Here is an 18,656-nt window from a genome sequence, read left to right as displayed (position 1 = left end):
ACCGGCACAGCACGGCGCTGAACAGCACGCGATGATCGGCTTCTGCCCTTGGAATCCAGGGGTGCTGGCGGACGCGCCGCCACCGTGCTCAGCCGGCTCGGCCGCCGATGCCGGGCCGCCTGCGCTCAGGAGACCGCGGACGGCTCGGGGGCCTCGGCGACGAGCGGGACGGCCGTGTCGTCCGGCTCGGCCGGGGCGTCGCCGCCGAGGGCCGGTGGACCGGCCGGAGCCTCGGCCGCCGGCCCCGTACCCGGGCGCCAGCCACGCCTGCGGCCGCGCGGCACCACCACCGCGACCAGCGCGACCAGCAGGCTGAGCCCCGCCGCGCCCCCGGCCACCACCCACGCCTGCCGCATCCCCGTGTGCCGGACCGGCGCCGCCATCCGCAGCGACCGGGCCGCGCCGGACGGGCTGGACGGGCTGGACGCGCCGGACAGGCTGGACGCGCCGGACGGGCTGGAGGCGGACGTCCCGCTGCCGGGGAGCACGGCGGAGACGGCCGCGGCCGGGTCCACCGTCCCCCAGCCCACCAGCGGGTCGCTGCCCGAACCCGCCGCGTGGACGGCCGAACGCTCCAGCCGCTCGGTGAGCTCCCCGGCCGTGAGCCCCGGCTCGGCCGCGTCCACCAGGGCGGCCGTCCCCGCGACCATGGCCGAGGCGAAGTCGGCGCCGGTACCCGTGAAGTAGCCGGAGCCGCCCGGGCCGACGCTCATCACGCTCTGGCCCGGCGCCGCGAGGTCCGGCGCGGTGGCGGGGGCCTCGGCCTGGTCGGCGGCGCCGTCCGGGGTGAGCGCGGCCACCGCCAGCACCCCCGGCAGCGCGGCCGGGTAGGCGGCGGGCGCGGGCGCGGTGTCGTCGGACTGCTCGGCGTAGGCGGGGGCGACGACGAGCACGTCGTGCCGGACCGCGGCCGCCACCGCCGAGGTCAGCGCCGGGCTGCCGGCGGCGAGCGCGATCGGAACGTCCACCACCCCGGCTCCGCCGGCGACGGCCGCGTCGATGCCGGCGGCGACGTGGTCCGCGGTCGCCGCGCCCGACGCGTCGGTGACCCGTACCGCGAAGACGCGGGCCTGCGGAGCGACCCCGGCGAAGCGGTCGTCCGGGCCGGCGGGACCGGCGGCGATCAGGCCCGCGACGAAGGTGCCGTGGCCCACGCAGTCGCTCCCGGCGGCGTGCGCGCGCCCGGTGGCGGTGTCCGGTCCGGCGGTCACCCGCCCGGCGAGTTCGGGCGTCCCGGACGCGTCGACGCCGGTGTCCACGACGGCCACGGTCACTCCGGCGCCCTGGCTCACCGTCCACGCGCCGGACGGCCGCAGGGCGGTCTGCTGCCAGGGGGTCAGCGCCGTGGTCTTGGCGGACGGCCTGGTGCAGGCGGCACTCGTGAGCGTGCCGGGGATCCGCGGCAGCGTCTGGTCGTCGGCACGACTCGCCGCCGCCGACGCCAGGACGGCGGAGACCGCCATCCCCGTGGCCGCCAGCACGGACGGGACGCGCCGCGTGCCGCGACGGGCTCCGCCCACCATGATCGACAGCATGGACGGATCTTAGGCCCCTCGGCTGACAGCCGGCCCGGCGCCGGGTGAATTCCCGGTGGCGGCGGCATGGTTCACCGCGTCCGGACCGCCTGCCACCCCGTCGGCCCGGCCGCCGGCTCCGGTCCGCTCCCCCGGTTCGTCGGCGCTCTGCCCGTCACAGCCCGGCGGGCGGCAGGTCCTCCGGCAGCAGCGTCCGCAGGTCGTCGGTGAGCGCGTCCGGCATCCGGCTCAGCCGCCGCGCCTGCCCGGTGACCATAGCCTCCATCACCTTGCGCGCGTAGCGGGCGTTGCCGAAGTCGTCGCCGCGCGGCACCGTCTCGAAGTGCTCCAGCAGCCCCTTCAGCGTGCTGTCGGCGCACTCGTACCCGTCCCGCGCGCACTGGTCCCGCACGATGGCGACGAGTTCGGCCGCGCGGTAGTCCTCGAAGCGCACCGTCCGCGAGAACCGGGAGGCCAGGCCCGGATTGGAGCCGAGGAAGCGGTCCATCTCCCCCTGGTAGCCGGCCACCACGACCGCGACGTCGTCCCGGTGGTCCTCCATCAGCTTGACGAGGGTGTCCACCGCCTCCTGCCCGAAGTCGCCGGAGTTGCCGCCGCCGCGCGGGGTGAGGGTGTACGCCTCGTCGACGAACAGCACCCCGCCGCGGGCCCGGGTGAACGCCTCCTTGGTGAGCTGCGCCGTGTGGCCGACGTAGCGGCCGACCAGGTCGGCCCGTGCGACCTCCACGAGCTGCCCGCGCGGCAGCACCCCGAGGGAGCTGAGCAGTTCGCCGTAGAGCCGGGCCACCGTCGTCTTGCCGGTGCCGGGCGGGCCCGCGAAGACCAGGTGGTGGCCGACCGAGGCGACGGGGAGTCCGGCGGCGCGGCGGCGGCGGGCCGCGGCCAGCAGGTTGACCAGGTCCTCCACCTCGGCCTTCACCGCGTCGAGGCCGGTCATCGCGTGCAGCCGGGCGAGCACGTCGTCCAGCGCGCTGTCGTCGTGCGGACCGCTGCCGGCGCCGACCGCGGCGGCGGCCTGCTCCCCGACGTCCGAGGGCAGCAGCATGCTGAGGTCCGCGTCCGAGACGGACTCCATGGACGCCAGCCGCAACGCCTGCCGGTCCACCATCTCCTCGAAGACCTTGCGCGCCACGCGGGCGTTGCCGAACGACTCGTCGCGGTGCATCCGTCCGAAGTGCGCGGCGAGCGCCCGGCCGGTGTCCTGGGCCGGTACGTAGCGGTGCGCGTCGCACAACCGCTCCACGATGGTGACCAGTTCCGGCACGCTGTAGTTCTCGAACTCCAGGGTGCGGCTGAAGCGCGAGGCCAGGCCGGGGTTGGAGTCCAGGAAGCCGTTCATCCGCGCGGTGTAGCCGGCGGCGATCACCACCACGTCGTCGCGGTGGTCCTCCATCAGCTTGACGAGGGTGTCCACCGCCTCCTGCCCGAAGTCGGCACCGCGGCCGTCGCCCGTGGTCAGCGTGTAGGCCTCGTCGATGAACAGCACGCCGCCCAGGGCGCTCTCGAAGATCTCGGTGGTCCTGATCGCGGTGCCGCCGACGATCTTGGCCACCAGGTCCGCGCGGGAGACCTCGACCAGGTGGCCCGAGCGCAGCAGCCCGAGCGAGGCGAGGATGGAGCCGTAGAGCCGGGCCACGGTCGTCTTCCCGGTGCCGGGTGCCCCGGCGAAGACCAGGTGCCGGGAGTTGGTCGGCACCGGCAGCCCTGCCTGGCGCCGGCGGCGGGCCAGCCGGTTGAGGTTGACCAGGGTGCCCACCTGCTCCTTGACCGACTTCAGGCCCACCAGCTCGCCGAGTTCGGCCAGCGGGCCCCCCGCCGGGTCACTCTCCGCCGCCGCTCCGGCCCGCTCCCCGGCGGCCGCTGACGCGGCCGACCCCGAGCCGCCCCAGCTGTCGGGCTCCTGGTTGCCCTCGCTGGTCAGCTCCTCGACGATCAGCTCGGCGTCCGGGCCGGCCTGCCGGACGCCGGCGCCCCCGTTGCCGGTCGCCGCGCAGCCGGTGGCGCGGACCGGCTGCGGGCCCTCGACCCGCAACCCGTCGCCGGTGTTCCCGTCGAACACGCAGTCGTTGAGGGCACCGCGCGCCTCCCGGCCGACGAGCACGCCGTGGCCCCTGCTACGGCGCACCTGGGTCCGGGCGGCGGTGAGGTGCGCGCCGTCCTCCAGCACGACGCCGTCGGCGCCGCAGTCGGCTATCTCGCAGTCCGCGAGGGCGAGGGTGCCACGCGCGGCGACCAGGACGCCGTTGCCGACGGCCTCCCGGACGGTGCTGCCGTGCAGCGACAGCTGGGCCTCCGCGGCCACCCGCACGCCCGCCTGGGCGGCGCCGCCCAGCACGCACCCGTCCAGTTGGGCGCTGCCGCCGCGGAGTTCGACGGCGTGGTGGGCGGCACCGTCGACCGTCACCCGGCGCAGCACGGAGGAGCACTCCCCCGCCAGGACCAGCGCGCTGCCGCCTGCGGCCACGATGTCGAGCCGGTCCACCCGCGGCGCGCAGCCGGCGCCCACCAGCAGCCCCTCGGCGGCGGGTCGGCGTACGACGGTCCGGATCAGCGTCGGGGCGGACTCCTCCTCGACGACCGCGCCGGCGTCGCGGGAGTCGTCCACCTCGCAGTCGGTGAAGCTGCCCCGGGCGCCGCCGGCGATCAGGATGCCGTGCCCCCCGGACCGAGCCACGGCGACCCGGCGCAGGACGGGGTCGGAGCGGCCGGCGACGGTGACGCCGTGGGTGGCGCTGTCCAGCGCCGCGCAGTCCTCCAGCACCACCTGGGAGGCGGAGTTGATGTGGAAGCCGATGAAGGAGTCACTGACCTCGCAGCGCACTACCCGGGGGGCGCTGTCCTGCTCGGCGGCGATGCCGGGCTTGCCGGTGCCCTGGATGCGGCAGTCCTCGACCGTGCCGCGCGCCCGGCCGTTGGTGAGGACACCGTTGCCCCGCGCGTCGCGCACCGTGCAGCCGCGTACCACGGAGGAGGCGTCCTCGCCGATCACCACGCCGGTCGTGCCGAGGTCCTCGAAGAGGCAGTCCTCGATGACACCGGGGGTGGCCGAGACGTCGACCACGCCCGCCCCGGCCGGGTTGGTGACCCGGCAGCCGCGCATGGCCAGCGAACCCTCCCCCCGGGAGAGCACGGCGGTCCACGCGGCTCCGGTGATCTCGCAGCCGTCCAGGGCGGCCTGGCCGCGCGGCACGTCCACGACGGGGAGTTCGGTGTCCTCGCTGCGCAGCCGCAACCCGGAGAGCTTCACGGCCTCGGCCATCACCCGCACGGCGCTGCCCTCGCGGGGGGCGATGTCCACGGTCTCGCCGGGCTCGTGCGCGATGACGGTGACCATCCTGGTGATGACCAGGTTCTCCTCGTAGCGCCCGGCCCGCACGCTGATCACCGATCCAGCCCGCGCGGCCTGGAGCGCCTCACTCACGGTGCGGTGGCCGTCGATCCCGTCCGGGTCCACGATCAGCAGGTGGCGCGCCAACGCCGCTCCCCCTTCGTACGTCCTTCTGCGGCACCAGGATTCGAGACGACCACCTGGTGGGGCACCATCATGCCTCCCGCACTCCGACGGCTCCCCCCGGGCCCGCCCCGGACGTCCCGCGGCGGATCGGGAACTCCCGCGGGCAGAGGGCCAGATGCGTTCCGGGGCGGCAAGTGCGCCCCGTTATGTTTTTCGTGGTCCTGCAAGAGGGCCGCTGGCCTCCGGGCCCGGTATGACTTTTGCCCCCTGTCGATCGGATGACCTGGGGGGTGGTGTCACCGGGCCCGAGGGGTGCCGTCGGAGACGCTGATGAGAGGTCCGGCCGCCGCCCGGCCCGGCGCAATGCCCGGCCATCCGCGGGCGGCAGGTCTGCATAACGTGGATGCGCGAGAACGGCCCCGATGCCCAGGCCAGCAGGCAACGAGCATGTGGGGGCACGGTGATCGACACAAGCGGTGTGGGCGTCTTCCTCGGACTGGACGTCGGCAAGAGCACCCACCACGGGCACGGCCTGACGCCGACCGGCAAGACGGTCTTCGACAAGCAGCTGCCCAACAGCGAACCGAAGCTGCGGGCGGTCTTCGGCAAGCTCGCGGCGAAGTTCGGCACCGTGCTGGTGGTCGTGGACCAGCCCGCCTCGATCGGCGCCCTGCCACTGGCCGTGGCCCGCGACGCGGGCTGCCGGGTCGCCTACCTGCCGGGCCTTGCCATGCGCCGGATCGCCGACCTCTACCCGGGCGAGGCCAAGACCGACGCCAAAGACGCCGCAGTGATCGCAGACGCCGCCCGCACCATGCCCCACACCCTGCGCTCGCTGGAACTCACCGACGAGATCACCGCCGAACTCACCGTCCTCATCGGCTTCGACCAGGACCTCGCAGCAGAGGCCACCCGCACCTCCAACCGGATACGCGGCCTGCTCACCCAGTTCCACCCCAGCCTCGAACGCGTCCTGGGCCCGCGTCTGGACCACCAGGCCGTCACCTGGCTCCTGGAACGCCACGGATCCCCGACCGCCCTACGCACAGCCGGCCGCCGCAAGCTCGTCGAACTGATCCGCCCCAAGGCCCCCCGCATGGCCACCCGACTCATCGACGACATCTTCGACGCCCTCGACGAACAGACCGTCACCGTCCCCGGCACCGGCACCCTTGACATCGTCGTCCCGTCCCTGGCCCGCTCCCTCGCGGCCGTCCACGAGCAACGCCGAGCCCTGGAAGCCCAGATCAGCGAACTCCTGGAGGCCCACCCTCTTTCCCAGGTCCTGACGTCACTGCCCGGCGTCGGCGTCAGGACCGCCGCAGTCCTCCTGGTCACCGTCGGCGACGGCAGATCCTTCCCGAGCGCCGCCCACCTCGCCTCCTACGCCGGCCTGGCACCAGCGACCAGATCCTCCGGAACCTCGATCCACGGCGAGCACGCCCCCAGAAGCGGGAACCGCCAGCTCAAACGCGCGATGTTCCTCTCCGCCTTCGCCGCCCTCCACGACCCCGCCTCCCGCACCTACTACGACAAATGCCGGACCCGCGGCAAAACCCACACCCAAGCCCTCCTCCGACTCGCCCGCCACCGCATCAGCGTCCTGTTCGCCATGCTCCGCGACGGAACCTTCTACGACCCACCCCAATCCGATGCAGCCACCGCATGACCACCCCAAACTTGACGAAAGACATAGAGGCACCCCCCCGACGCGGTGCCGGACGCCGGGCCACGCCGGAGTACCGTGCCGTCCCGTCGCCCCCTCGACCGCCCCGGGGCTTTCCGCCCCTGTCCGCCCCCTGTCCGCCCAAAAGGCTTGCTCCCCCAGCGTGACCTGGCAAAATGCCCCCTGCGGAGCGTTCACGGCGGGCCGGAGATCGGCCGCCCGTCCGCGCCAGGGGTGGGGAGACAGACGATGACGATGCTCGGACGCGACACGGCGGTCCCGGTGGCAGGCAGCGCCGCGGAGGCCGCACGAGGGAAGAACCCGCTGAACGGCGTCAGGCCGGCCGGTGTGACGATGGCGTACACCCGGGCCCGGGTGGAGGGCACGCTCCCGCCCGGCGGTGGCAGCCCCGAAGTGGAACTGGCCCCCACCGGCCGCCGGTTCGCCGCCCTGGTCCTGGACCTGGTCATCGCCGCGGTGTCCCTGGTCGTCCCCGCGATGCTCGCCCTGGTCCTGCAGAACCTGGTGAACCCCGACGGCAACGGCTACTTCATGCTGGGAACCTGGCTGATCGGCTTCGTCTGGCTGACCTTCTACGGCACCGCGTGCGTGGCGCTGTGGGGCGGCACACCGGGGCTGCTGATCGCGGGGCTGCGGGTCGCCTGCGTCTGGCAGGGCACCCAGCGCCCCACCTGGCAGCACGCCTACCGCCGCGCACGCCTGATGGCCGTCCTGGCCTGGCTGATCCCCGCCCTCAACATCACCGTGGTCCTGGTCCGCCTCGGCTCGATCCTCCGGGAACGCCCCTACCACCACGGCTTCTTCGACACCGCCGCCGGAACGGTCATCATCCGCCACCGCTGACCCGAGCCACGACGGGCGAACCCGAAGTCCCGACTACCCGGCCCTGAAGGTCGTCGAGGCAAGGTGTGAGAAGCGGAACCAGGCCAGCGGACCTCCTCAGCCTCGGCCCGAAGATCTGACACGTCGCGCCCTGGCGAACCTCCGCCTGGAACCGCGTTGGGTCGACGCCGTGCCGGCGCTGCGGGCATCAACGTCGTCATGCTCTCCGAGAGTCTCCGCCCGGCCTCCATCAACCCGTAAGCGCCGCTGGGATGTGGGATGCGATCCCGCTACCCGATCAGATCGGCGTACACAGGCCCGACGCGACCATCTACCCGCCTGTCCTTGAGAGGCTGCAACTACCGCGCGAGAAAGGCGCGATCGAGGGCACCACACGGTGAACCCGCCTCCCGCGGAATCCCTGGACATCCGCACCGTCCACCCCACCGAGGCCACACCGACGGTTGGCCCGACTCGACACGCCGCTCAACTGCGCGCGGAAGGTGCGAACCTCCGCCGTCCCGAAGGGGTACGGCCGCCCTGCCGCCCAGTCCCGATTCGACAGCCGGGTGACGTCGTGATCCTCCGCACTCGTCGGGCAGTTGGCCGTCTTCGCCCTCGTCCGCTCCGGACGGGGAACCACAGAGAACACAAGAGGCAACGGGCAACCCCGCCGAACCCCGATTCCCGAGGGGCGCCTCGTGCCAAACTCACTCTCAGATGCGAAGTGAAACGACTCCGTCACTACGGGTGTTCGCTTCCAACTTTCGCGTCGCCCAGTGAGTGTCGGGCGAAAGTCCCCGCCAGGGCACACGGCCCTCGCGGTTGCTGTTCAAGGGGAGGCTGACGGTGAGCACCAATGCGCGTTTTGGCCCTGAACTTCGTCGATTGCGACAAGAGGCGGGACTTACGCTGACCAAGTTCTCCGCAGCGCTCAACTACGACAAGGGACACCTCAGCAAGGTCGAGCGCGGGGAGCGCTCCGCCTCTCCCGAACTGGCCCGACGGTGCGACACCTTCCTCGGCGCGAACGGCGAGCTGCAGCGCCTGGTCGTCAGCCCCGGGAACGACTCGAACCCCATCGGGACCTCCACCGCCCCGAGCCGCTGGCGCGTCGCGCGCCGGACTGTCCTCGCGGCGAGCACAGGGTCGTTGATCGACATCGGTCTGAAACTCGGTGGTCAGGCATCCTCTACCGCCAACCCCCTCCTCCCCTCCTTTCTCGCGCAGTTCGACCAGCTGCGCAAGCTCGGTCAGTCCACCGCGCCGCAGGCCCTGCTTCCCCTGCTGGAGACGCAAACGCGCACAGTGGCCGGGCTGGCCGCCGATACCCCTTCTGCCACGCGGGCCCCCGTGCTCCTGCTCGCCTCGCGGTTCGCGGAGTTCACCGGCTGGATGGCTCAGGAAGCCGGGGACAGCGGCGCTGCGATCGGCTGGACCGGTGAGGCCGCAGAGTTGGCGCGCGCCGGGGGCGATCCTCACCTCGGTTCCTATGCCCTCGTGCGACGCGCCCTGGTCACGCTCTACGACGGGGACGCCGAGAGCACCGTCACCCTTGCTCGCCGTGCCCAGAGCGACAGACTCCCGCCGCGCATCCGGGGACTCGCGGCGCAGCGGGAGGCACAGGGGCACGCACTCGTCGGCGACGAACGCGAATGCCTCCGCAGCCTCGACAGGGCGCGCGAACTGCTCGCCGGCGACGACGCCCGCGGTGGCGCCGAGCCGGTGATCGGCACCACCCACGTGAGCGATCCGGCGGCTATGACGACTGGCTGGTGCCTGCACGACCTCGGTCGCCCCAAAGCCGCCGCCGAGGTCCTCGACCGGGAATGCCGCCGCCTCCCGCACCACGCGCTGCGCACCCGTGCCCGATACGGTTTCCGCAGGTCCTTGGCCCACGCCGCCTCCGGAGAGGTCGAACACGCGTGCGCGATCGCCGGTGAGCTCCTGGGTGTGATGCCGGCCGTGCCCTCGGCGACGGTGAACAGCGACATCCGGCGTCTCGCGCGAGAACTCTCCCGGTTCCGGAGCAGCAGAGCCGTACGCGATCTGCAACCGGCGCTGGCACGGGCGCTCGCCCCCGCACACGACTGACGTCGGCTCGATCCGCCCGGCTCGACGTACTACCCGGCTCTCCCGCTCGCGTATCCCGCGACTGCCGGCGGGACCCTCTGCCCCCGCCTGACGCCTCACATCGTGCGCCCGGCTTCTTCGGGCTGCCCCTGACCAGTGACGCGCCAGGCGACGCACCTTTCCCCGTACACCCTCCTGTGGACGCGCCATGCCGCCGCACAGTCGCGACCTCGCAGCCCGGCTGACCGTGCCTCGGAGCTGCGGCTCCACAACCCCGCGCCAGCAGGCGCCCGCCCCGTCCTCCTCTCACGAAGGAAACCTCCATGCCCGACGTCTTCGTCAACTACCGCACCGGCGACGAGGAATCCGCCGCGACCATGATCGCCCGGGAGCTCACCCGGCGGTTCGGCGAAGACCGGGTCTTCTTCGCCAGCAGCTCGATCGAGGCCGGGCGCCGATTCCCGGCTGAACTGGTCAGGGCGGTGGACGAGTGCGAGGCGCTCCTCGCCGTGATCGGCCCGCGTTGGGCGGAGGTGCGGGGACCCGACGGCCGCCCCGCCCTCGAAGCCGAGCAGGACTGGACCCGCCGTGAGATCCAGACCGCGCTCGACCGCGGGATCCTGGTGATCCCGGTGCTCGTGGGAAAGGCCACGCGGATCGACCTCGCGGTCGTCCCGGACGACCTGCGGGAGCTGGCGGACTGCCAGTACCGGCGGTTCGACCACCGCAACGCCGAATCGGACCTGACGGCGCTCGGCGACACCCTTGCCCGGCTGCTGCCCGAGTTGGGCACGGCGGACCACGACGCCCGTGCGGCGCGGGAGCGGGCGGAGGCTGAGTCCGTCAAGAAGTCGGCCCGAGACGCCGGGCACACCAGGATGCGGACGCGCGACGTCGAGCAGCGGGTCCGCGGCGGCATCGGAAACCTGAACGGAGACCTGTCCGGCACCTTCGTCAACGAGCCGCAGGGGCCCGTGAACACCGGTCGAGGCCACCAGTACAACGCGCCCCACTTCCAGGGTGACAACACCGGGATCCAGTTCACGGCCGGCGACAACAGCGGCACGGTCCACCAGCGCTTCGAGCGTGAGCGCCGGCGCTCGGACGATGACCGATGAGCGAGCAGGATCGTGTCACCGTCAACGATCCGCGCGGCCCGGTGAACAACGGCGAGGGACACCAGTACGTCTTCTACGTCGCCGGCGCGGACTGGATGAGACGCAAGGGAGTGGAGTCCCTTCGGATCGCCCGCGAGGACCGGGAACACCTGGCTGACCGGTTCGTTCCGCCGGTGGGATTCCGCGTCGCCGCCGACCGCCTGGAGAAGCCCGGATCTGTGCTGCTGCTGAAGGCTCCGTCCGGCAGCGGCCGCCGTGCGGCGGCGATCATGCTGCTGCACGGGCTCGGTGCGGACGGGGGCACCGACGAGGAGGGGCTCCGGTTCGAGGAGCTTCCCGTCACGGACAACGAGCAGGAGGGGAACCCTCTCGCCCCCGGTGAGGGCGACCGCTTCCTCCTCGACCTCTCCGGGGTTCCCGACGAGGAGGCGTACGCCACGGCCCAGCGCCGCCTGGCCGTGTACCGGTCCCAGGTCCAGGAGGCGGGGGCCCACATGGTGGTCGTCCTGCCGTCGGGCATGGACCACGTCCACCCGCCGGACCTCGAACCGCACTCGGTGACGCTTGGGCGCCCTCGGGGAGTCGCCGTAGTCACCCGGTACCTCCGCATGGACCGGATCGCCTTCCGCCCCGCCGACCTCGGCAGCGCCGACTTCCGGAGCCTGTGCGACCGCTCCCCCATGCGGGAACTCGCGCGACTAACAGGGCTGGTGAAGACGGCTCGCGACAGCGGCCGGTTCGGCACCGACTTCGCGGAATGGCTCGACCAAGCGATGCACGCGGTGGCCGACCGTGCCGGTGAAGTGGGCCGGCAGGTGGCCGAGGTCCGTACCACGCCGGAGCGGGCCCTGCTCCTCGCAACGGGGGTGTTCGAAGAGGCCAGCGCCGACACCGTCTACGAGGCGTGGCAAAGCCTGATGACGGCGGTGGGGCATGAGGAAGAGACGACGACCGAACTCGCGCGGCCGGATTTCGGGGAGCGATTGGCGGCGCTCGGGATCGAGCGGGCCCCCGACGGACGGCTCCGCTTCGAGCGGCTGGCCTACGCCGACGCCGTACGGACGTACTTCTGGGTGAACTTCCCTAGGACGCGAAAGGACCTCAGGGACTGGATCTGCGGTGCGACCGGGCTGCGTGGTCTGACCACCGACGACCGGCTGAACGTCGTCGTCCGATTTGGTGAGCAGTCTCTGGCCGTCGGACGGCCCGAGCACCTCTTCGACCTTGTGGTGCGCTGGGCGGACAGCGCGACCGGGGCGGCCTGCGACCCGCGAGCCCTGACGGCCCTCGAACTTGGCCTCAGTCACGAGAGGTTCGGGGGATGGTTCCGCCACCGAATGTACAAGTGCGCTTTCTCCGGCCCTCTTTCGGATGGTCTTGCCCGCGTTCTGACCACCGCCTGCCTCCGGAGTCTCGGCGCGACACACCCGGATCAGGCGTTGGTGCGGCTCCACTACCTCGCCACACGAGAGGGAGAGGCGGCGTACGAAGCCCGCGACGCACTTCTCGACCTCGCCGGCAGCGACCGTCGGCTCTATCTGCGGCTGATCGGCCGCCTGCGGTACTGGGCACGTCGGGCCCCGCGCGGAGCTGAGCCCCATCTCGACCTGCTCGCCGAGCTGTTGAGGAGCAACCGGACACCGGACCCGCCGCCGTGGCCGGACCTGCTCCTGGGCTGGGAGACGGTCTTCTCCCAGCCGCCCACGAAGCTATGGGACCCGCTCGTGAGCAGCTGGCTGAACGCTGTGGCCGACGACCCTACACGCGATATGGCGCTGGACCTGATGGTCAGGTCGACACACGGCCGCGCGGCCGCACTCCACCGCCTCTACATCATCGCCTGCGAATGGGCCGGGGCCGCGCTCCACCCCTCCCGGGCGTCCGTCGCCGCCCTCTTCTGGCAGCACATCGACCACATGCAGTACGCCCGCACGAAGCGTGCGGGCGCCGGACCACGGACCACGGAAGAGGCACGATGAGACACCGCTTTCCCACTTTGCTGTTCGTCGCCCTCTGCAGCCTCACACCCGCTGTGCTCGGAGCCCTCCTGCACTGGTCTGCGTGGCTGTGGGGCTTCATGTCCATGGTCACGGCCTCGGGCTCCCTGCTGCTCGTGATGACGGCCCTCAGCGGTGGCCGCGCATCGGCCGATCCGCACGAACACAGGGAACCCGAGCCACCCGTGGCGCCGACGGAGCAGCCGTACCAGGAGACGCGGGTGGTTGACGCGGCGCTGCCGAGCGCGGCGGACGGCTACGACTTCCTCTTCTCCGCCACGGTGTGGTGGAGGCCGGCTCCCCACCGCGCCGACCGGTCCGACGGCGTCTTGCCGACCCTCGCCGCGTCCTCGATCGTCAGCAGGGCCCTTGAGGTCGTCCGGCACGAAGAGCCGGGCAGGGCGAGCTTCGCTCGGTACCTCTTGGAGGGGGAGCTGGGCGTCCCGCTCTCGGACGTCGGCGGACGGGTGACGGCCCTCGCGGCCGACGTGACGCTGACCCTCGCCCCTGCCGACCGTGAGCGCCTACGGAAGTTGAACGACCTTCGCAAGGACGAGGAGATCTGGGAGTACGAGCGTCAGCATGAGCGGAACAGGCGCCGCTATCTCGGTGAAGACGTGCTCAAGACCACCGGCAGCGCGGTGGTGTGGTGGCTGGCCCGACACGAGAACGAGATCGATAAGGCGGTCGACCTGATCGGACCGCTGGCCAAGATCGCGGCGGCGGCCAACGACGAGGAGGTGCCCGAACTCTTCCGCCATCTGCTCGTGCCGCCCGTGGGCGCGCGGAGCGAAGCGACCGTCGGGCATTCGCTGTGGGGCGGACCTGGCCAGGGAGGTGGGACCTTCGACCGCGAGGAGGAAGTAGGAGTTGCGGATCGGCTGCTTCTGCTGCTGGCAGCGGTAGGCCTGAAACCGGACATGGACGAGTACACGGTGTTCATCCACCGTGTGGTGCGGAGCCTGGAAGCCGCCGGGCTGGACGAGGCCGCCGAGGAAGTCAGGCGGGCCCTTCTCACCGCGCCCGATGCGAGCGAGAGCGAGAGCCCGGAAGGTGGGTTTTCGGGCGGGGGCAGCTCCACTGGGCCGTGGTCACGGGGCTTCCCGGCTCCCGGGGGCCCGCCGTTCACCGAAGCGGCCGAGGACCCGGACGCCGGCGCGGACAGGTTCACGCGGAGGCCGTCGGAGAGCGGCGAAGGTGAACGGCACCCAGGCTGGGCGGAGGCGGAGGAAGAAGACGAGGACGAGAGCTGATCCGGTGGGCGGTCGGCTCGGTCAGCTCTCCAAGGCCCCCTTCACGTCGCACCGTAGCGGGTGTGACCGGGGGGACCGGTCGATGCTCGGAACGGGCGACCGCGCCTAACGCTGGATCATCCTCGCCTTGCTCGACCGTTCCCGCCGTCGCATCCGTTTCGCAGGACCACCGGCATGGTGGCGTGCCGCAGTCACGGCAACGCTCCGGCCTGGGCGGCTGGTGGACAGCGCGACCCAGATCCTCAAGATCTTGCGGCATCGTTTCACCCCTCGCCGACCCGCACCGTGAGTGCGTTCGCCAACCGCGGTGGTGAGGAGCCCGAACCTTCAGAACACGTCAGCGGCGTTGAAACCCTCGGCGATCTCGTTCACCCAGACCGCCTTCTTGGTGAACCGAATGTCCATGGCCCCCGGCGGCGGGAGGGCAGGCTCGGTCGCAGCCCGGCGAGACTCCGCCGCGCCCGAGAAACGTCCCGCAGGAGCCCACCTCGCCGAGAGATCTCCGAACGCGCCGGTGTGTGACCACACAACCCGCCCGCGCAGCGCTCCCCCGCCGCTGGCACCGCGTCAGCGCGGGAGACGGGCCGCGTGCGGGTCGGCGGAGGGGCGCCGAGCCCGCACACGGGCGTCGCCGGAGGTCAGACGTCGATCTGGGCGCGATCGAGGGTGGAAGCGGAGGCGGTGATGAACTCCTTGCGGGGGGCGACCTCGTTGCCCATCAGGAGGTCGAACGCCTGCTCCGCCGCATCCAGGTCGCTGATGTTGATGCGCCGCAGCGTGCGGTGGCGGGGGTCCATCGTGGTCTCCGCGAGCTGGTCCGCGTCCATCTCGCCGAGGCCCTTGTAGCGCTGGATGCTGTCCTTGTAGCGGACGTTGCGGCGCTGGAGGTCGAGCAGCGTCTGGCGCAGCTCGTTGTCGGAGTAGGTGTACAGGTACTTCTCCTGGCCCTTCTTGGGCTGGACCAGTTCGATGCGGTGCAGCGGGGGCACCGCGGAGAAGACGCGGCCCTCTTCGACCATCGCCCGCATGTAGCGCTGGAAGAGGGTGAGCAGCAGGCAGCGGATGTGGGCGCCGTCGACGTCGGCGTCGGCGAGGAAGATCACCTTGCCGTAGCGGGCCTGGTCGATGTCGAACGTCCGGCCGGAGCCGGCTCCTATGACCTGGATGATCGCGCCGCACTCGGCGTTCTTCAGCATGTCGGAGACCGACGACTTCTGGACGTTGAGGATCTTGCCGCGGATCGGGAGCAGCGCCTGGAACTCGGAGTTGCGGGCGAGCTTGGCGGTGCCGAGGGCCGAGTCGCCCTCGACGATGAAGAGTTCGCTGCGGTCGACGTCGTCGCTGCGGCAGTCGGCGAGCTTGGCGGGCAGCGAGGACGTCTCCAGGGCCGTCTTGCGGCGCTGCGCCTCCTTGTGCTGCCGGGCCGCGATGCGGGTCCGCGCGGCCGCCACGGTCTTCTCCAGCACCGCGCGGGCCTGTGCGCGGGTGTCCCGCTTGGTGGAGGTGAGGAACTCCTTGAGCTCCCGGCTGACGACGGCGGCCACGATCCGGTTGGCCGCCGAGGTACCCAGGACCTCCTTGGTCTGCCCCTCGAACTGCGGCTCGGCCAGGCGGACGGTGACCACGGCGGTCATGCCCTCCATGGCGTCGTCCTTGACGATGTCGTCCTCGGCGACGCGCAGCAACTTGCTGGAGCGCAGGACCTCGTTGACGGTCTTGGCGACGGCGCGTTCGAAGCCGGTGACGTGGGTGCCGCCCTTGGGGGTGGCGATGATGTTGACGAAGGACCGGGCGGTGGTGTCGTACCCGGTGCCCCAGCGCAGCGCGATGTCCACGCCGAGTTCGCGGGTGACCTCGGTGGGCGTCATGTGGCCGCGCTCGTCCAGGACCGGGACGGTCTCCTTGAACGTGCCGCTGCCGGTGAGCCGCAGCACGTCGCAGAGGGGCTTGTCGGGGGCGAGGAACTCGCAGAACTCGCTGATGCCGCCGTCGTAGTGGAAGACCTCCTCGAGCGTCCCCTCGGCCTCGACGCCGCGTTCGTCGCGGACCATGATGGTCAGCCCGGGGACGAGGAAGGCGGTCTGGCGGGCGCGCTGGTGGAGGTTTTCGAGGGAGAGCTTGGCGTCCTTGAGGAAGATCTGCCGGTCCGCCCAGTACCGCACCCGGGTGCCGGTGCGGGTGCGGGGGACCTTCTTGGTCTTCCTGAGGCCGCTGGAGGGGTCGAAGGGGGCCTCGGGGCCGGGCTTGGCGAAGGCGCCGGGGACGCCGCGCCGGAAGCTGATGGCGTGCGTGCTGCCGCCGCGGTCGACCTCGACGTCCAGCCGGGAGGAGAGCGCGTTCACCACGGACGCGCCGACGCCGTGCAGGCCGCCCGAGGCCGCGTAGGAGCCGCCGCCGAACTTGCCGCCGGCGTGCAGCTTGGTCATCACGACCTCGACGCCGGACAGGCCCGTCTTGGGCTCGATGTCGACCGGGATGCCGCGGCCGTTGTCGCGGACCTCGACGGAGCCGTCCGCGCCGAGGATGACCTCGATGCGGTCGCCGTGGCCGGCGAGGGCCTCGTCGACGGCGTTGTCGATGATCTCCCACACGCAGTGCATCAGGCCGCGACTGTCCGTGGACCCGATGTACATACCGGGCCGCTTGCGCACGGCTTCGAGGCCTTCGAGGACGAGGAGGTGCCGCGCGGTGTAGTTGGAGCCGTCGCGATCTGCACCCGTCAGCAGCGCGGAGGACGGCACGGATGTTTCGGCGGTCACGCGGACAACTCCTCGATCCGGATCTTCAGCTGTTCAGCCATGTCGGTGAGAGGGTACCGAGAGGGGGCAGGTGGGAGGCGCCGCGACCCGGCATTCACCGCCACCATCCTAGCCCGGGTCGATCAGACGTTCGATCACCCGGGCGGGTGATACACATGTCACGTTCCCAAAGAGGCATGAACCATTTAGGCTCCGGGCACGTCCTCTCCAACAACCCGGCACCCAGCCGGGGGGCAAGTCGGGACAATCACTCCTATGAGCGGCACATCGCACCACCTGCCGCATATGACCACTATTCGCCGCCAATCGGTAACACCCAGTCACACCGAGATCGGTTTCCAGAAAAAGCCGCCAGCGGGAACGTTTTCGGCCTGCTTGGATGTTGACCCTGGTACGACAGCTCGTCGAGCTAGAGAAGAGGCGACGTGACTACTGTTCTGACCCCCGCTAGCCCGCTGACAGCGGGCGACCGCTGCGACCGTTGCGGCGCTCAGGCGTACCTGCGCGTCGTGCTCGCCAGCGGCGGAGAACTCCTGTTCTGCGCTCACCACGGCCGCAAGTTCGAGCCGGAGCTGAAGAAGATCGCAGCCGAGATACAGGACGAGACGGGCCGGCTCCACGCCACCGCGGCCACGGCGGGAGACGACGAGCGCTGACACATCGCTTCGGCGAACAGAGCTGACCCGCGGGCGGAGGACCCTCCACAGGGACCTCCGCCCGTGAGCCTTGGCGCCGACCACCGGGCGTGCCCGCCTTGTCGCACTCAGGTCGGCCTCATCCCCCTTGCGAGGGACGGATGGGCCGGCCTTTCGCTGTGGGCGTAGCCGCCCGTTCCACCGGCCCGGGTGATCCCCCTCGCGCGGCCGGGCCGCGGCCACGGAGCGCGGCGGGCACCCGACCGGCCACCTGTCCGGCCACCAGTCCGGGCACCCGACCGGTCACATGTGCTGGGCGATGAGGTCGGCCACCGCGGAGACGCGCGTGTACACGCCGGGGAAGCCGTCGAGGGCGCAGCCGTTGCCCCAGGACACCAGGCCCACCAGGCGCCCCGCCACCACCAGCGGCCCACCGCTGTCGCCCTGGCAGGCGTCCTTCCCGCCACCGTCCACGCCGGCGCACACCATGGACGACGCCTCGTACGTGCCCGAGGAGCCGCCCGGATACGCCGCCTCACACGCGCTGTCGGCGAGGATGCCGACCTGCGCGGTGTGCAGGGTGGAGGGGTAGCCGCCCCGGCCGGTGGTGTCGCCCCAGCCGTACACCTCGGCGGGCGTTCCCGCCTGGTAGTCCGCGGTGTCCGAGGACTGCGCCAACGGGATGGCGGAGGCGTCCTGGAGCGGCTGGGCCAGCGTGATGACGGCGACGTCGTAGGCGTTGGTGCTCTGGTCGTAGTCGGGGTCCACCCAGATCCCGGAGAGCTGCAGCTCCTCGCCGGCGCTGCCGCCGAGGTCCGTGCGGCCGGCGATCACCCGCAGGTCGGGCAGCTGGTGCCAGTCGGACACGCCGAGCGCCTCCGTACCCACGCAGTGGGCGGCGGTGACGACCGTACGGGGCCCCACCGCCACCGCGCCGCAGAACTGCCCGGAGCGGGCGCTGCCGAAGCGCGCACGGCTGGACAGCGCCACCACCCAGGGGGCCTGCTGGGTCGTGGTCAGAGTGCCCCCGACGACGACCTCGTTCGCCGCCGCGGGGCTCGCCGACAGCCCCATCGGGATCGCGAGGGCCGGCAGCAGCGCGGCTATCGCCGCGAAGAGGGTATGGACACGGAAACGCATACGGACTCCTGACGCTGTGGACATACATGCCCACTCAGCGTCATGGACCTGCCCCGGACACGCATCCGCGCGCTCTCCCGCCGTCCGGAAGCCGTCCCCCTGCGCCCGACACCTTGCCCGTCCGCGCCGCGCCCCGTACACACAACGCCGCTGACCAGCGAGTTCGCTGGTCAGCGGCGTTGT

At 71.9% G+C, this 18,656-nt stretch carries 11 protein-coding genes; 7 read left to right on the top strand and 4 right to left on the bottom strand.

The genetic code is table 11. The features are described from left to right. Nucleotides 1–125: 125 nt before the first annotated feature. Complete coding sequence (locus BS72_RS25565) at nt 126–1,535, bottom strand: S8 family serine peptidase (protein WP_051951683.1); 1,410 nt, start codon at nt 1,533–1,535, stop codon at nt 126–128. A gap of 154 nt (nt 1,536–1,689) precedes the next feature. Next, nucleotides 1,690–5,010, bottom strand: a complete 3,321-nt coding sequence (locus BS72_RS25560) for a right-handed parallel beta-helix repeat-containing protein (RefSeq protein ID WP_037913935.1) — start codon at nt 5,008–5,010, stop codon at nt 1,690–1,692. Nucleotides 5,011–5,449: 439 nt separating this feature from the next. Here BS72_RS25560 and BS72_RS25555 point away from each other — a divergent pair, with 439 nt between their 5' ends. From BS72_RS25555 to BS72_RS25530, 6 genes are all read left to right on the top strand, one after another. Further along, nucleotides 5,450–6,658 (top strand): IS110 family RNA-guided transposase, encoded by a 1,209-nt coding sequence (locus BS72_RS25555; protein ID WP_037910641.1) that lies wholly within the window; start codon nt 5,450–5,452, stop codon nt 6,656–6,658. Between the two features lie 246 nt (nt 6,659–6,904). After that, nucleotides 6,905–7,519, top strand: a complete 615-nt coding sequence (locus BS72_RS25550) for an RDD family protein (RefSeq protein ID WP_037913934.1) — start codon at nt 6,905–6,907, stop codon at nt 7,517–7,519. A gap of 828 nt (nt 7,520–8,347) precedes the next feature. Continuing rightward, nucleotides 8,348–9,592 carry a helix-turn-helix domain-containing protein gene (locus BS72_RS25545; protein WP_037913933.1) on the top strand — a complete coding sequence of 415 codons (1,245 nt, stop codon included), beginning with the start codon at nt 8,348–8,350 and terminating at the stop codon, nt 9,590–9,592. A 302-nt stretch (nt 9,593–9,894) separates the two neighbouring features. Beyond that, a complete protein-coding gene (locus BS72_RS25540; protein ID WP_037913931.1) occupies nt 9,895–10,689 on the top strand; it encodes a TIR domain-containing protein in 795 nt (264 codons plus the stop codon). Then, nucleotides 10,686–12,668, top strand: coding sequence for a hypothetical protein (locus tag BS72_RS25535; protein ID WP_037913928.1), 1,983 nt, complete (start codon nt 10,686–10,688; stop codon nt 12,666–12,668). The genes BS72_RS25540 and BS72_RS25535 overlap by 4 nt, the downstream gene beginning before the upstream one ends. Then, complete coding sequence (locus BS72_RS25530) at nt 12,665–13,939, top strand: hypothetical protein (protein WP_037913926.1); 1,275 nt, start codon at nt 12,665–12,667, stop codon at nt 13,937–13,939. Before BS72_RS25535 ends, BS72_RS25530 begins: the two co-directional genes overlap by 4 nt. A gap of 638 nt (nt 13,940–14,577) precedes the next feature. Here the strand turns inward: BS72_RS25530 and BS72_RS25520 are convergent. Next, nucleotides 14,578–16,698: a DNA gyrase/topoisomerase IV subunit B gene (locus BS72_RS25520; RefSeq protein ID WP_037913922.1), complete on the bottom strand. Its 2,121-nt coding sequence runs from the start codon at nt 16,696–16,698 to the stop codon at nt 14,578–14,580. A 425-nt stretch (nt 16,699–17,123) separates the two neighbouring features. Between BS72_RS25520 and BS72_RS25515 the strand changes: the two genes are divergently transcribed. Continuing rightward, nucleotides 17,124–17,354, top strand: coding sequence for a DUF7455 domain-containing protein (locus BS72_RS25515; protein WP_037913920.1), 231 nt, complete (start codon nt 17,124–17,126; stop codon nt 17,352–17,354). A gap of 282 nt (nt 17,355–17,636) precedes the next feature. Here the strand turns inward: BS72_RS25515 and BS72_RS25510 are convergent, their stop codons facing one another. Then, entirely contained in the window at nt 17,637–18,473 is an 837-nt protein-coding gene (locus BS72_RS25510; RefSeq protein WP_037913918.1) for a S1 family peptidase, read from the bottom strand. Between the last annotated feature and the right edge of the window lie 183 nt (nt 18,474–18,656).

Origin of the sequence: Actinacidiphila yeochonensis CN732, from assembly GCF_000745345.1 — a bacterium.
Lineage (GTDB): Bacteria > Actinomycetota > Actinomycetes > Streptomycetales > Streptomycetaceae > Actinacidiphila > Actinacidiphila yeochonensis.
Note: the sequence above shows the minus strand (reverse complement) of the source record. Positions and strands in the feature narration are given on the sequence as shown.

What these genes read in the sequence shown, in the direction of transcription:
- BS72_RS25535 (WP_037913928.1), top strand. Translation starts at nt 10,686, where the DNA reads ATGAGCGAGCAGGATCGTGTCACCGTCAACGATCCGCGCGGCCCGGTG.
- BS72_RS25510 (WP_037913918.1), bottom strand. Translation starts at nt 18,473, where the DNA reads ATGCGTTTCCGTGTCCATACCCTCTTCGCGGCGATAGCCGCGCTGCTG.
- BS72_RS25530 (WP_037913926.1), top strand. Translation starts at nt 12,665, where the DNA reads ATGAGACACCGCTTTCCCACTTTGCTGTTCGTCGCCCTCTGCAGCCTC.
- BS72_RS25550 (WP_037913934.1), top strand. Translation starts at nt 6,905, where the DNA reads ATGACGATGCTCGGACGCGACACGGCGGTCCCGGTGGCAGGCAGCGCC.
- BS72_RS25565 (WP_051951683.1), bottom strand. Translation starts at nt 1,535, where the DNA reads ATGCTGTCGATCATGGTGGGCGGAGCCCGTCGCGGCACGCGGCGCGTC.
- BS72_RS25540 (WP_037913931.1), top strand. Translation starts at nt 9,895, where the DNA reads ATGCCCGACGTCTTCGTCAACTACCGCACCGGCGACGAGGAATCCGCC.